We start from the raw sequence: 13085 nt of genomic DNA, 5'->3' as shown, positions 1-13085 counted from the left end.
CTGTTATTGCCGTGCTATGGCCTAATTTTAAGCTTTAAATCGTTCCAATAATTCAATCAGTGAATTGACTTGGTATGTGGGTCGAATCTCTTCTGTGTGTGTTTTGTTGTGGCGATTGAGCCAGCATGTATCGAAGCCAAAGTTGTTGCCACCAAGAATGTCCGATTCTAACGTGTCGCCGACCATCAATACCTGATTTTTATCTGGGGATCCCATTTGCTCTAATGCGTATTGAAAAATACTTGGATGTGGCTTGGCTACACCAACGAGCTCGGAAATCACAACGGGTGAAAAATACGGTAAAAATCCTGTACGCTCTAAACGCACGGTCTGCAATTGAGCAAAACCATTGGTAATGATGCCCATATTTACTTTGTTTGCATGCAAATGTGTCACAAGCTCAACAGCGCCTGGTATGGTTTTACAGATATCCGCCATGGCATCTAAAAACTGCTTATTCAGCTCTTTTGTGCTGATGGATAATCGTTCGCTCCACAGTGCAAAGCGGCGTGTTTGTAACTGCTCGGCACTGATTTGGCCGTTTTGATAGTCTATCCAGAGCTGTTTATTAACGACTTGATACTCATCAAAGTCGTTTTGCTCAAAATGTATACTATGTTGAGCAAACATGTGTTTTAGGCCAGCAAGGTTGTCGAAATGGAAAAGTGTTTCGTCCGCGTCAAATAGGGTCCATTGATATTTCATTGTTTAACTGCACATTTTGAAAATTTAAAGGTAATGTTGTGGGTGTAATGCTGGCGCTAATGCCAGTATTAAAGCCTGTGTATAGATACTTTCCCGTGTGGCGGCATGATTCGTTAATAGCCCTATCGCTCCGCCTTTTTGTCGAATGTTGTTGGTATTGAATAGCGCGTCCATGACTACACCAAGCTCTTCACCAGCTAACAGGTGCGCGTACACTTTCGAAGGTAAAGGCAAGTTTGCTGAGCGGCCCGACATTAAATCCCCGTCACTATTTACAATCGCGACATACGCAAATGTTGCTGCGCCCTCCTCGAATTCATCAACACCTCCTTCCATAGCAACACAAAAATCCATACTTTGACTGCCATGATCAGCTAAATAATTCTGTTCAAAACAGTAACGCGCTCGGTTTTGTGCACCAAGACGAGTGTCTGCTTCTGTCATCGGTTGATCGGCAACACCCGATGGCGCATGCATCTCTTCGCAATGAATGATGTAATTGGGAAACGTTTGGGAAAAGGCTTGTTTTGCGGCATTCACTTTGACGGGATTAGTGGATCCGACACAAATTCTGATGACTGTGGAGTCTGCTTTCATGGTCATATAGGCAATCTCGTTGATGGCTTTAGATGAATAAAAAAGCCGCTATTATCATCTAGAATGATCAATAGCGGCTTATTAAAGCACTAATGTATGTGTGTTAAGCTTGCCCTTTAATGATGGGCGTTGGGCAAACAACATCGGCATTTTGCGCTCGATGTCTGAGCAAATGATCCATGATGGTTAACGCTAACATTGCTTCGGCAATAGGCGTTGCGCGAATGCCAACACAAGGATCATGTCGGCCTTTGGTAATGACTTCTATAGGGTTGCCGGCACGGTCAATACTTTTACCAGGGATGGTAATGCTTGATGTTGGTTTTAATGCCATGTGAACCACAATATCTTGCCCAGATGAAATGCCACCCAGTACACCACCTGCGTGATTACTGAGAAACCCTTCTGGTGTCATTTCGTCGCGATGTTGGCTGCCTTTTTGTTCAACAACGTCAAAACCATCACCAATTTCAACGCCTTTTACAGCGTTAATACTCATAATGGCTTTGGCGATGTCTGCATCTAGACGGTCAAATACTGGCTCACCTAAACCTGGCATTAGGTTCTTAGCAATAACCGTAATCTTCGCACCCACTGAATCACCTTCACGACGTAGCGCCGTCATGTATTCTTCAAGCTGTGGAATCGCATCTGGATCAGGGCTAAAAAAGCTATTTTCGTAGACTTGGCTTAAATCTTTGACTTCCAATTTAATTGGGCCAAGTTGTGACAAGAAACCTTGGATTTCGATACCAAATTGTTGCTTCAAGTATTTCTTGGCAATGGCACCAGCGGCTACGCGCATCGCTGTTTCCCGAGCGGATGAACGACCGCCCCCACGATAATCGCGGAAGCCGTATTTTTGGTCGTAAGTGTAATCAGCATGGGCAGGACGGAAAGTCTCCGCTATATTGCCGTAATCTTTTGAGCGCTGATCGGTATTTTCGATTATTAAACCAATCGGTGTCCCCGTGGTTTTGCCTTCAAAAACACCAGACATGATTTTGACTTCGTCAGCTTCACGACGTTGTGTTGTGTGTTTCGATGTGCCGGGTTTGCGTAGATCTAAATCACGCTGTAAATCCGCTTCGCAAAGCTCAATCCCTGGTGGGCAACCATCAATAATGGCACCAAGCGCAAGACCATGACTTTCACCAAAGGTGGTGACTTTTAAAAGTGTTCCAAATGTATTACCAGACATAATTTATTTCTGCTCTTGTAATAGTTCACTAAGTTGTTCTTTCGTTAGGATAAAAACGCCATTGCCACCCTGCTCTAATTCTACCCACATAAATGGAATGCTAGGGTAAGCGGCTTGTAAAGTGACCTCGGTGTTTCCTACTTCGTATACTAATATACCGTCATCTTGCAGATAATGCGCGGCTTGGGCTAAAAATTCGTGGGTGAAATTAAGTCCATCTTCACCGGATGTTAAGGCTAATTCAGGTTCATTATGAAATTCTGCTGGTGCATTCTGGAAATCATCCGCATCAACATAAGGGGGATTACAAATAATCAGATCGTATTGCTTGCCCGTTAGGCTTTTAAACATATCAGAATGAATAGCATGAACTCGGTCTTCTAATTGATGGCGAGCGATGTTTTCATTAGCGACCAACAATGCGGCTTCACTGATATCTGAAATATCGACATCGGCCTCTTCAAAAACCAGTGCCGCCGCAATCCCCAAACACCCTGACCCTGTGCACATATCTAAGATGTGGGATGGATAATTCTTCAGCCAAGGTGAAAATTCACTTCTTAGCAAAGAAATAATTGGAGAACGCGGGATAAGTGTATCTTTGGTGACTTTGAAAGGTAGCCCCATAAACCAAGCTTCGCCCAACAAGTATGGTAGCGGCTCACGTTTGGTAATGCGCGTTTGTACTAATTTAAGAATATGCTTCTTTTCATCATAGGTCAGTGCGCAATCTAACATATCGCGATCAAAGTCGAGCGAAAGCTTTAATGCCCCCATGACAAGGTGAACGGATTCGTCCCAGGGATTATCTGTGCCGTGACCGTAAAACAAGTCCGACCGTTGAAAACGACTAAAGGTCCAGCGAATGAAGTCTTTGATGGTGTTTAAATCACGAATAGCGGATTGTTTGTTGCTCATCTTCTCTTCTTAATAATGAATGCGCAAATACAGCGAGTAAGGCATTATAACGGTTATTGTTTCGAGCCTCTATCTTTGCGTTGTAAGGTTTTCACTGAGTGAGTGATTTCCTCAAGTTTTTTTGACATTTCTTGCCATTTTGTATTCTCATCCACGCGTTGCTCATTTTGACGATCGATGAGTTCTGCCGCGAGCCTTGTGTATTCTTCTTTTATCAATGCTAGTTCATTGTCTTGTTTGGCTAAGTCTACTTCTTTTTGAGCGAGGTTGAGACGTAGCTCAGAGTTGTCTTTTTGTGCTTGCTGGACTTGACAGGTTAACACCGCATTTTGCGCCATCACCTCTTGGTATCTTTGTTCACAAAACACCCATTTTTGCTTCAGGTGTTCGGCTTCTTCTGTTCTTTTTTGACACTCTATCGTCAATGTATCATGGGCGGTTTGCAGATCGATTAGTGCTGATGATAAGGAGAGGTAGCCGCTTTGTGTTGCCTCTTGCTTACGTAGTTGGTGTTGCTCTATTTCTGTCGTTTTTTCATCCAATAATTGCCCAAGTTGTTGAGTCACTTCTCGTGAAAAACGCTTAAAAACCGGTCCGAGAACATCGTTTAACTCTTTTAATTGGTGTTGTTGATATTCTTTGTATGTGTCTTCCCATTCCGCGATGGCATTCATTAGGGTGGTATTGGAGCAACGACGACCATCTTGTTGCAAAAAATGCTCTGCCAAGCGTGGGATATTGGGAAAGCTATTTTGTTCTAATAACAGCCAGCAGGCTTGGTGGATTTCTTCTCTTGCTATGTTTGCTTTGCGAGCCATGATGGGTATCCATTAAGTAATAAAAAGCGAATTAAATAAAATATGTATTTATATTATCAAATATATTTTATATTTCATAGGATGCAACCTTTGTAGCTTGATGACCTATTAAAGCTCAGTGCTGAATCCTGGTTATTTTTGGCAATAAAAAAGCCCCCGAAGGGGCTGATTTATATGAATGGCATATTATTGAAGATTGGTACGGTTAAGAACTTTTGTCGCTACTTCCACACCAAGCTCTTTCGCCAGTTCCTTCCAAGAGTCTTGCTTGGGCTCGTAGAAAAGAGGCTCAGCGTTGGGAAATCGCGTATTTAAGATGTCGTTGACACTCGCTAAGCCATCAATCAAGCCGATCTTTGCGGCCTGTGAGCCGGTAAATACCATACCAGAGAAAACATCTTCGGTGATAATGAGCCTGTCCCCTCGACCTTCTTTTACGGCGTCAATAAATTGCTGATGGGTTTCGTCTAGCACCGCCTGCCATTTGGTTTTCGCCTCTTCGGTCATTGGTGCAAACGGATCCAAAAAGGCTTTGTTGCGACCCGCTGTAAACGTACGTCGTTCTACTCCAATTTTTTCGAGCAAATTACTGGCATCAAAACCAGATGAAATCACTCCAATTGAGCCAACTAAGCTGGCTTTGTCCGCGTAGATCTCACTGGCAGCGGAAGCAATGTAATAGCCCCCTGATGCCGCCATATCTTCAATCACCACGAACACTGGAATATCAGGATAGCTTTGCTTTTTGGCACGAATGGCATCATAAATTATGCCAGAATGGACGGGGCTTCCCCCCGGGCTGCTCATTTCAATCACGACGCCTTTTAAACGGGAGTTTTGGTAAGCGGCATCCAACAAACCAACAAATTCGGAGGATTCAATCTCGCTATCGGCGCCGATCACACCTCGCATAGGAATCATGGCCACCACATCACCTTCTAAGCTGACATCTTGGAAATTGGATTTTGCAAACCAGCCACCGATAACGGCTAAAAAAATTGCTAACGTTGTAAAGCGAAAGAATATCTTCCAGCGTCTAGCGCGTCGTTTTTCAATTAAATTGTCATTGAGCGTTTTTTCCAGTAATGCCCAAATCTCTTTATTTGGATCAAGTCGTTCTAAATCTTTCGCGTTTTCTGTACACGATTCCGCTGTCTCATGCTTTTTTTCAAGGGATTTCTGTTGATCTTCGTCTTCTGTCCAGCTCATGGCTTTATAAACCTAAAATAGTCGTTAATTGATTGAAGTTATTAAGTAAACCGTATGGTTGAAGCGCTTCTAAACGGGCCTTACTGTGAGCTCCATACGTAACGCCAACACTCTTCATGCCTGCGTTAGTTGCCATGTTTAAATCGTATTCTGTGTCTCCCACCATGATAGCTTGATCTGGGGAAAGACTGAGTTCTGTCAATATTTGTTCAAGCATTAATGGGTGAGGTTTAGATAAAGTTTCGTCTGCGCAGCGTGTCGAGCTGAAATAATGCCCCGTTTTCGTTGCCGTCATGACTCTATCCAGACCTCTTCGACTCTTTCCGGTTGCTACCGCCATTTTTATGTTCGTTGAGTGAAGTTTTTCTAATACATCCATAACACCGTCGTAAGCCTTTGGAGGTGTTTCGTCCGCAGCCCTGTAGAGGTATTTATAGTGCTCGATAATGACATCGCACTCATTTTTATTGAGTTCTGGCCAAATCACAGAAACGGCTTTATCGAGAGAAAGACCAATGATGTTTTTCACGTCGTCTGTTTGTCTGTCGGGTGCGTTGGCTAATTCCCCAGCCTGCAACATACTTAGGCAGATTTTATCAATAGAATCAAACAAGGTACCGTCCCAATCAAAAATTACCAACTTAACCATAGATACCTCTTAAGAATAGTCTAACGAAAGTGTACCATAACCGAAAATGACAAAATAAGGATTGGTAATGACGACTGGTTATACATTAGAACAACTTTCCATTGAGCAAAGTGTTGAGTATCGTAAAGTAGTGACGGAAGCAGACGTGCATGCTTTCGCAGAAATGACAGGTGACACAAACCCCGTTCATTTAGACGCCGAATACGCTGCAAGCACATCATTTGGACAGCCTATTGCCCATGGCATGCTAACGGCTGGTTTTATCTCCGCGGCAATTGGCACACAACTACCTGGGCCTGGCTGTATTTATCTTGAACAATCGCTTAAATTTCGGGCGCCTGTCTTTATTGGTCAAGAGGTGGTCACTACTGTGACGGTCATAGACATCAACGAACGTCGTCGTCGCGCGACCTTAAAAACGGTATGTGAATGTGAAGGGAAAGTGGTCGTAACTGGCGAAGCTGTGATTATGCTGCCAACATCTAGCTGATAGCATCCAAATAGAAAGAGCATGTATTGTTCTCTCTGTTTGGCTTGGCTGTGATTTTCGCAGAATGAAAGATAGGTTTCTTGTTTTTAAGCACGTAAATAAGAAAACTTACGTTAATCATTAAAACCTTCTGTAATTTCTGTCAAATAAGATCTATATTAATTACATAATATTTCATTTTGAGGTTTTGATGCAGTGGCGGTCGTAAGGGTTCAGCTTGTTCTTATATTTGCTGTTTTGTTGGCGTCTTTGCTGACGGTAACCCAACGTGCAGATTCCGACCAAACTGCATCAAAACAATGGTTAGAAGTCATTTCTGAGCAGACTTTCTCCGATCTGCCGTTACTGGAAAAAGAAGATAAAGTAGATGCTGACTTTCTTACAAATCCTACTTTTTCTCAAAAAGTATTTTTTTCAAATGAATCAGGTTCTGACTCACTAATAACCCCCCCCCATCATCAATACAGAGAAAATCACCTTCCAAGAGCGCCACCTTATTCAATGATTTAGCCGACCCTATTTTTATTACAATATAATTTGGAGCTATATCATGAAAACACTCACTTATGTTTCAACAAAAGGCGTTGATGAACTTGTTTGGCCAGCAATCTCATCAAATACTGATCTTTATTCTTCTGCTTTATTGGTATTCACAGACTTTCAAAAAACTGGGCCTAGAGTTATAGAAAGCCACACTCAAGCGTATGACTTAGCGCTCTTAATGAAAAAAGAGCACGTACGAATGAAAATGGTCGTTGATGAAGCCAATCACTTTGTTGGCATTATCAGTCTTGAAGACTTAACGGAAGACGTATTTATCAAGCATATTGCGAATGGTTTTAGACGAAATGAACTACTGGTTTCAGATTTAATGCGACCAAAAGAATCCTTGATTGCACTATCCTATTCATCTTTGAAAAAGTCGGATATCGAGTCTCTAATCTTCAGCCAGCGCAACAATATGTTTCAACATTTGCTGGTAATGGATGAAGATATCAGAAGCATTCGCGGCATCATTTCATCTAATGATGTTGCCAGACAGTTAAGGCTAGACGTGGATATAGCGTGTTCAAATTTTGCACAAATATATGAGAAAGCTATTACGAGCAACAATAAGAGGTCTGAAGAACGTCAAGTGGCTTAATGAATTTGAAGCCTCAACTTAGTGTTAGACTAGGTTGAGGCTTTTTTACTATCCGATCTTTTTCTCTATCCAATAATAAAACACGTCGTTTTCTTGCTGTTGGCTGATAAGCTTGTGTCCAAGGAATTGACAGAATTTAGGAATGTCCCGGGTGGTAGATGGGTCCGTTGCAATCACTTTCAAGATTTCTTTTGGAGACAGTTTTCTCATTTCTACGTGCAACATCATCACCGGCTCTGGGCACAGCAGACCTGTAGCGTCTAACAGCGCTTTATAGTTCATGACAATCCTCTTTACTGTTGTACTGACGTATTTTGTGTCAGCCACTTTTCGGTTTCTTGGGCGATTTGCCTAATGTTGTCGGCAATACTTTTATTATATTTTTTTAATGTCTTAAAGTCATGATCTGCGCCTTCTATCCACAGAATATCAATATTATCTGGCAAAGCTTGACGACTTACCCAATCAAAATGACCTAATGGATCCCTTGTACCTTGAATAATCAGGCAAGGCACCTGTATTTCATTAAGAAAAGACAGTCTGTGTTTTTCAGGCTTACCAACAGGATAGAACGGAAAGCCATAACACACGATGGCTTTGACCATAGGTAAATGGGACAACTGAGTGGCCACCCTGCCCCCCATGGATTTACCCGCAACAATACAGCTTTTTTCGTGTGCAATCTTTTGTGAAAATTCAGGAATTAGTGTTTCAAGTCGCGGTGGTGGTCGCCTCTTTCCTAAAGCTTCTTGCTGCTTCATATAATCGAATGTCACTGGTATTACTGGATGCTGTCTAGTGGAAGTGATGACATCGCACAATTGCATTAAAAAATCACTTTGATGCCCCGCTCCCGCTCCATGAGCAAGATAGAATGGCAATATTGGCATAGCGGTTTTTCCTTAAATGAGAGGATATTCAATTTGTCAAAGCCAATCATTGATCTGGATCAGAATGAAAATTAAATGAAAAGAGTAAACTGCTATTAGAAAATTTAATAGGAGGCCCTTATGATTTGGGACACTGTACTCATTAACAAATACGACCTAGCTGGGCCGCGTTATACATCATACCCAACAGCACCACAATTTAATGCAAGCATTAGTAAAATTGCTTTAATCGACAAAATGATAATGCCATCAAGCAATAAACTCAGCTTGTATTTTCATATTCCTTTTTGTGCGCATCTTTGTTACTACTGCGCATGCAATAAAATTGTGACCAAGAAATATGAAAAAGGCAGAGAATATGTCGAGTTACTGGGTGAAGAGATGCGACTTCGTAGTCTAATGCTTGATCAATCACGTGAAGTAACTCAACTACATTTTGGCGGTGGTACGCCCACTTTTCTGACTGAGGCACTTATCGAAGTGCTGTTTGATAATATTCAACAGCATTTTACTCTTATCAACGATGGCAGCCAAGATTACAGTATCGAAATTGACCCACGGGAGATTAGTCGTTCCAAGTTAAAGCTGCTGTCTGATAAAGGGATAAATAGAATTAGTATTGGCGTCCAAGATTTTGACCTAAAAGTACAAAAAGCCATACATCGAGTGCAGCCAATCGAAATGGTAACATCCCTTGTTAAGGATGCTAGAGACATAGGTATTTCATCCATTAACTTCGACTTGATATACGGTCTGCCATACCAGTCAATAGAGGGCTTTGAAAGCACACTAGCCGATGTGGTCAAGTTGTCTCCAGAGCGAATCTCATTATTTAATTATGCTCATTTGCCGGATCGATTTCAGGCGCAAAAACGGATTCTGGATGAAAGTTTACCAACCGCTAAGTTAAAGCTAGCGATTTTAAAAATGAGTATCGAGTATTTAATTAATGCTGGCTACGAATACATAGGCATGGATCATTTTGCAAAACCAGATGACACCTTGGCAATAGCACAAAAAGAAGGTCAACTGCAGCGTAATTTTCAGGGATACACCACCCACGCTGGCACAGATCTTATTGCATTTGGCGTGTCAGCCATCAGCGACATACAAGGAGTCTATATACAAAACCACACAGACTTAGCGCAATACCAATCGAGTCTAGAAAAAGGTCAGTTAGCTATCTCGAAAGGTTATATCAGCAACCTTGATGATAGAATTCGCCATCATGTGATTATGACTTTAATGTCACAATTTAAGCTTAATACTTATGAATTGGAGAAAAAATTTAGCATTCGGTTTTTTGACTATTTTCCGATGGAAGTAGACAAACTATTGCCGATGATCGAAGATGGGATGATAGAAATTAACGATGATGGAATGCAGACCGTTATCGAGGTAACAGAACGCGGCCGATTATTGATTCGATGCATTTGCATGGTTTTCGATAAATATTTACATAGCGAAATAAAATACTCAAAAGTAATCTAGATCGGGATTAGGGAGCTCCATATGACAACGTCACACACACAGTCGCGCTTTAATAGCACGCTCACATCGCAGTGCCAAAGTTGTAGTTTAAGCGCTTTATGTTTACCCATCGCTTTAGCTGATGAAGACATAAACCGGCTAGACCAAATCATTGAGCGAAAAAAGCCATTAAAAAAAGGGGATTTTCTTTTCCGCCAAGGCGAAACTTTCGATTCTGTTTTTGCGGTTAGATCAGGCACCTTAAAAACATTCAACATCACATCGCACGGTGAAGAGCAAATTACGGGGTTTTACTGTCCTAGTGAACTGGTTGGTTTAAGTGGTATTGATTCTAATATTTATCCCGTATCAGCTAAAGCGTTAGAAACAACAACCGTCTGTGAAATTCCTTTTAGTCGTTTAGAGGAGCTTTCCTCACAAATCCCTTCATTGAAGCATCAACTGTTCAAAGTGATGAGTCGAAAAATCTCTGACGATCAACAAATGATGGTCCTTCTTGGGAAAAAGAACGCAGATGAGAAAGTCGCCTCTTTTCTACTAAATTTGTCTACTCGATTCAAAAAACGTGGTTACTCAGCCACCACCTTTCGTTTGTCTATGTCAAGAGGGGAGATTGGAAATTACCTAGGGTTAGCCGTTGAAACGGTAAGCCGGGTGATTACACGCTTCCAGAAAAGCGAACTGATACATGTCGACGGAAAAGAAATAGAAATTATCGACTTTCCTGAGGTACAAAAACTGGTTGGGGTAGCCAGTGATTGTGGTAAAATTGCGAACATTTAATAGCTATTGAGGCGTTACCTAGATGCTTTACGATGATTTTTACATTAAGTCGTTAATACAAACCGTAGAAGATTGGCCAAAAAAAGGCATCAGTTTTCGTGATATTACCCCTATTTTCAGCGACCCTAAAGGCATGAGAATGGTGGTTGATGCTTACATACATAGATATATTGGGTCAGATATTACTCATATTGCCTGTATTGATGCGCGTGGCTTTCTGATTGCGGCGGTGCTGGCGTACGAGCTGCAAAAACCGCTTATCCTTGTTCGAAAGAAAGGCAAACTACCGGGTAAGACCATTTCTGAGAAGTACGCACTTGAATATGGTGAATCTGAGTTAGAAATACAAGAAAGCTCGGTAAAGCAAGGCGATACAGTTTTGCTATTCGATGACTTGATCGCAACGGGTGGTACCTTGTTTGCAGCCATTAAGTTGTTAAGCAAGCAAGGTGCTCATATCAAAGAAGTTGCGGCCATCATTGATTTACCCGACTTAGGTGGCAGTCAAAAACTCAGAGACAGCGATATTCCTGTATTTAGTTTGTGTGCTTTTGACGGTGAATAAATAGCCAGATTACTTAATATTTATATGTGAAATACAATAAAAAGGGTGGCCTTATAGGACACCCTTTTTGTTTGTAATATTAAATATTGTAGGTATTAAAAATCAACCGTTGCGCCAACAGAGAACCCTTTATTGAACTCTTTTCGGCTATCATCTTCATAAACCATGACCGTATTGCCATAACGAATGTAAGCACGAGCGTTTCTCATTGTCATGTATTCAGCACGGAATTCATATGTGTACATATGGTTAAGGTTTGATGAAAAAGACAAAACCTCAGGCGAATAATACAGAGAGCCATAAATGCTAACACGGTTTGCTTGCTGAAGTGTGTAGCGGTACCAGCCACCTAGACCAGCCGCAATGGATAATTTATCTCTATCTCTGCCGAGATCATCGTCCTCAAGATTAGTGTCAACAACGTTCAAACGCACACCAATGCCAATCTGAAGTGGACCACTACTATCTGAGTCTTGAATATTGAGACCTACGTGAGCGGCTGTAACATCTTTATCTTTATCGTGTGTTGCTCCAGCATTAATACCAAAGCTTCCCATATCTAAGTTGACGTCACCTTGAACTTTGTCATTAGTTAAGTTAACACCAGCAGTTGAGGCATTTACTACAGATGCCCCTAGAATACCTGCGGTAAGCAAAAGTGTTTTATGTGTTAAATTCATATCGACTGCCCTATCTTAAAGTGTCACTATGTTTAATCGATTAAAAGCATCGGCTGACTGCTTCAACCCTTTAAAATCAAATAATTCAGTATCCGCCAGATGGGACGGCACCACGTTTTGTAACGCCGAGAACATAGTCTCTGTTCTGCCAGGGAACTCTTTTTCCCACTTATGCAGCATGTCTTTAACCACTTGACGTTGAAGATTTTCTTGAGAACCGCATAAGTTACAAGGAATAATGGGATACTCCTTAATGGTAGCGAACTTCTCAATATCCTCTTCTTTACAATATGCCAGTGGTCTGATTACAACATGTTTACCATCGTCGCTTAATAGTTTTGGCGGCATAGTTTTCAGTTTACCACCAAAAAACATATTTAAAAAAAGTGTCTCCAGAATGTCATCCCTGTGGTGCCCCAGTGCAATTTTTGTTGCCCCAATTTCCTCGGCAAAACCATACAAGGAACCACGACGCAAGCGCGAGCACAAGCCGCACGTTGTTTTGCCTTCAGGAACAATTTCTTTCACTATGCTGTAGGTATCGCGCTCAAGAATGTGAAAGTCGACTCCTGTTTCTTTTAAGTAAGCGGGTAATATATGTTCAGGAAAGCCGGGTTGCTTCTGATCTAAGTTTACTGCCACGATACTAAAATTAATGGGGGCACTGGCTTGCAAATTACGCAAAATCTCGAGCATGGTGTAAGAGTCTTTGCCTCCAGAAAGGCACACCATCACTTTATCGCCATCTTCAATCATATTAAAGTCAGCAATCGCTTGGCCAGTTAAACGGCGAAGTCGCTTTTGGAGTTTATTAAGCTCTAATTTTTCTTTGGGTTGGTTTGATAAATCCATCATATATACACTGCAAACGAAACGTTGTTATGGTACTACAGGCAAAATCTTACTGCATCAAAAAGGGCATTTCTTCGCGGAAAACAGTAGAAA

At 41.6% G+C, this 13085-nt stretch carries 17 protein-coding genes; 6 read left to right on the top strand and 11 right to left on the bottom strand.

Annotation, left to right across the window (positions count from 1 at the left end; all coding sequences use genetic code 11):
• Positions 1-27 precede the first annotated feature (27 nt).
• The 7 genes from yjjG to EBI00_RS10985 form a co-directional block, all read right to left on the bottom strand.
• Positions 28-705 carry a pyrimidine 5'-nucleotidase gene (gene yjjG, locus EBI00_RS11015; RefSeq protein ID WP_123095988.1) on the bottom strand — a complete coding sequence of 226 codons (678 nt, stop codon included), beginning with the start codon at positions 703-705 and terminating at the stop codon, positions 28-30.
• Positions 706-729: 24 nt separating this feature from the next.
• On the bottom strand, positions 730-1308 hold the full coding sequence (gene yjjX, locus EBI00_RS11010) for an inosine/xanthosine triphosphatase (RefSeq protein WP_123095987.1): 579 nt from the start codon (positions 1306-1308) through the stop codon (positions 730-732).
• A 97-nt stretch (positions 1309-1405) separates the two neighbouring features.
• A complete protein-coding gene (aroC, locus tag EBI00_RS11005) occupies positions 1406-2503 on the bottom strand; it encodes a chorismate synthase (protein ID WP_123095986.1) in 1098 nt (365 codons plus the stop codon).
• 3 nt (positions 2504-2506) lie between these two features.
• Positions 2507-3421, bottom strand: coding sequence for a 50S ribosomal protein L3 N(5)-glutamine methyltransferase (prmB, locus tag EBI00_RS11000; RefSeq protein ID WP_123095985.1), 915 nt, complete (start codon positions 3419-3421; stop codon positions 2507-2509).
• Between the two features lie 53 nt (positions 3422-3474).
• Positions 3475-4239 (bottom strand): hypothetical protein, encoded by a 765-nt coding sequence (locus EBI00_RS10995; protein ID WP_123095984.1) that lies wholly within the window; start codon positions 4237-4239, stop codon positions 3475-3477.
• 186 nt (positions 4240-4425) lie between these two features.
• A complete protein-coding gene (gene sppA, locus EBI00_RS10990; RefSeq protein WP_123095983.1) occupies positions 4426-5448 on the bottom strand; it encodes a signal peptide peptidase SppA in 1023 nt (340 codons plus the stop codon).
• 4 nt (positions 5449-5452) lie between these two features.
• Positions 5453-6097, bottom strand: a complete 645-nt coding sequence (locus EBI00_RS10985; RefSeq protein ID WP_123095982.1) for an HAD-IA family hydrolase — start codon at positions 6095-6097, stop codon at positions 5453-5455.
• Positions 6098-6164: 67 nt separating this feature from the next.
• Here EBI00_RS10985 and EBI00_RS10980 point away from each other — a divergent pair, with 67 nt between their 5' ends.
• From EBI00_RS10980 to EBI00_RS10970, 3 genes are all read left to right on the top strand, one after another.
• Positions 6165-6587 carry a MaoC family dehydratase gene (locus EBI00_RS10980; protein WP_123095981.1) on the top strand — a complete coding sequence of 141 codons (423 nt, stop codon included), beginning with the start codon at positions 6165-6167 and terminating at the stop codon, positions 6585-6587.
• Between the two features lie 195 nt (positions 6588-6782).
• Positions 6783-7097, top strand: coding sequence for a hypothetical protein (locus tag EBI00_RS10975; protein ID WP_123095980.1), 315 nt, complete (start codon positions 6783-6785; stop codon positions 7095-7097).
• Positions 7098-7137: 40 nt separating this feature from the next.
• Positions 7138-7731: a CBS domain-containing protein gene (locus tag EBI00_RS10970; RefSeq protein WP_123095979.1), complete on the top strand. Its 594-nt coding sequence runs from the start codon at positions 7138-7140 to the stop codon at positions 7729-7731.
• Positions 7732-7779: 48 nt separating this feature from the next.
• Here EBI00_RS10970 and tusA read toward each other — a convergent pair whose 3' ends face one another.
• Together tusA and EBI00_RS10960 are read right to left on the bottom strand one after the other, a co-directional pair.
• The gene (gene tusA / locus EBI00_RS10965) at positions 7780-8013 is read right to left on the bottom strand and encodes a sulfurtransferase TusA (RefSeq protein ID WP_123095978.1); all 234 of its coding nucleotides are present in this window, start codon (positions 8011-8013) and stop codon (positions 7780-7782) included.
• 11 nt (positions 8014-8024) lie between these two features.
• Positions 8025-8621: an alpha/beta family hydrolase gene (locus EBI00_RS10960; protein WP_123095977.1), complete on the bottom strand. Its 597-nt coding sequence runs from the start codon at positions 8619-8621 to the stop codon at positions 8025-8027.
• 120 nt (positions 8622-8741) lie between these two features.
• Between EBI00_RS10960 and hemN the strand changes: the two genes are divergently transcribed.
• Genes hemN through EBI00_RS10945 form a run of 3 tightly spaced genes read left to right on the top strand, consistent with a single transcriptional unit; the run spans position 8742 to position 11460 of the window.
• Positions 8742-10112 (top strand): oxygen-independent coproporphyrinogen III oxidase, encoded by a 1371-nt coding sequence (hemN, locus tag EBI00_RS10955; RefSeq protein ID WP_123095976.1) that lies wholly within the window; start codon positions 8742-8744, stop codon positions 10110-10112.
• 21 nt (positions 10113-10133) lie between these two features.
• Positions 10134-10895: a fumarate/nitrate reduction transcriptional regulator Fnr gene (fnr, locus tag EBI00_RS10950; protein ID WP_123095975.1), complete on the top strand. Its 762-nt coding sequence runs from the start codon at positions 10134-10136 to the stop codon at positions 10893-10895.
• Positions 10896-10917: 22 nt separating this feature from the next.
• Entirely contained in the window at positions 10918-11460 is a 543-nt protein-coding gene (locus EBI00_RS10945) for an adenine phosphoribosyltransferase (protein WP_123095974.1), read from the top strand.
• Positions 11461-11555: 95 nt separating this feature from the next.
• On the opposite strand, the gene EBI00_RS10940 is transcribed toward EBI00_RS10945, so the two are convergent.
• Positions 11556-12140, bottom strand: coding sequence for a YfaZ family outer membrane protein (locus EBI00_RS10940; protein WP_123095973.1), 585 nt, complete (start codon positions 12138-12140; stop codon positions 11556-11558).
• Between the two features lie 15 nt (positions 12141-12155).
• The gene (ttcA, locus tag EBI00_RS10935; protein WP_206612581.1) at positions 12156-12995 is read right to left on the bottom strand and encodes a tRNA 2-thiocytidine(32) synthetase TtcA; all 840 of its coding nucleotides are present in this window, start codon (positions 12993-12995) and stop codon (positions 12156-12158) included.
• Between the last annotated feature and the right edge of the window lie 90 nt (positions 12996-13085).

The organism is Marinomonas hwangdonensis (assembly GCF_003721245.1).
Classification (GTDB): domain Bacteria; phylum Pseudomonadota; class Gammaproteobacteria; order Pseudomonadales; family Marinomonadaceae; genus Marinomonas; species Marinomonas hwangdonensis.
The sequence above is the reverse complement of the archived record's forward strand: the minus strand, read 5'-3'. Positions and strand labels throughout refer to the sequence as shown.

What these genes read in the sequence shown, in the direction of transcription:
- yjjG (WP_123095988.1), bottom strand. Translation starts at nt 705, where the DNA reads ATGAAATATCAATGGACCCTATTTGACGCGGACGAAACACTTTTCCAT.
- yjjX (WP_123095987.1), bottom strand. Translation starts at nt 1,308, where the DNA reads ATGACCATGAAAGCAGACTCCACAGTCATCAGAATTTGTGTCGGATCC.
- aroC (WP_123095986.1), bottom strand. Translation starts at nt 2,503, where the DNA reads ATGTCTGGTAATACATTTGGAACACTTTTAAAAGTCACCACCTTTGGT.
- prmB (WP_123095985.1), bottom strand. Translation starts at nt 3,421, where the DNA reads ATGAGCAACAAACAATCCGCTATTCGTGATTTAAACACCATCAAAGAC.
- EBI00_RS10995 (WP_123095984.1), bottom strand. Translation starts at nt 4,239, where the DNA reads ATGGCTCGCAAAGCAAACATAGCAAGAGAAGAAATCCACCAAGCCTGC.
- sppA (WP_123095983.1), bottom strand. Translation starts at nt 5,448, where the DNA reads ATGAGCTGGACAGAAGACGAAGATCAACAGAAATCCCTTGAAAAAAAG.
- EBI00_RS10985 (WP_123095982.1), bottom strand. Translation starts at nt 6,097, where the DNA reads ATGGTTAAGTTGGTAATTTTTGATTGGGACGGTACCTTGTTTGATTCT.
- EBI00_RS10980 (WP_123095981.1), top strand. Translation starts at nt 6,165, where the DNA reads ATGACGACTGGTTATACATTAGAACAACTTTCCATTGAGCAAAGTGTT.
- EBI00_RS10970 (WP_123095979.1), top strand. Translation starts at nt 7,138, where the DNA reads ATGAAAACACTCACTTATGTTTCAACAAAAGGCGTTGATGAACTTGTT.
- tusA (WP_123095978.1), bottom strand. Translation starts at nt 8,013, where the DNA reads ATGAACTATAAAGCGCTGTTAGACGCTACAGGTCTGCTGTGCCCAGAG.
- EBI00_RS10960 (WP_123095977.1), bottom strand. Translation starts at nt 8,621, where the DNA reads ATGCCAATATTGCCATTCTATCTTGCTCATGGAGCGGGAGCGGGGCAT.
- hemN (WP_123095976.1), top strand. Translation starts at nt 8,742, where the DNA reads ATGATTTGGGACACTGTACTCATTAACAAATACGACCTAGCTGGGCCG.
- fnr (WP_123095975.1), top strand. Translation starts at nt 10,134, where the DNA reads ATGACAACGTCACACACACAGTCGCGCTTTAATAGCACGCTCACATCG.
- EBI00_RS10945 (WP_123095974.1), top strand. Translation starts at nt 10,918, where the DNA reads ATGCTTTACGATGATTTTTACATTAAGTCGTTAATACAAACCGTAGAA.
- EBI00_RS10940 (WP_123095973.1), bottom strand. Translation starts at nt 12,140, where the DNA reads ATGAATTTAACACATAAAACACTTTTGCTTACCGCAGGTATTCTAGGG.
- ttcA (WP_206612581.1), bottom strand. Translation starts at nt 12,995, where the DNA reads ATGATGGATTTATCAAACCAACCCAAAGAAAAATTAGAGCTTAATAAA.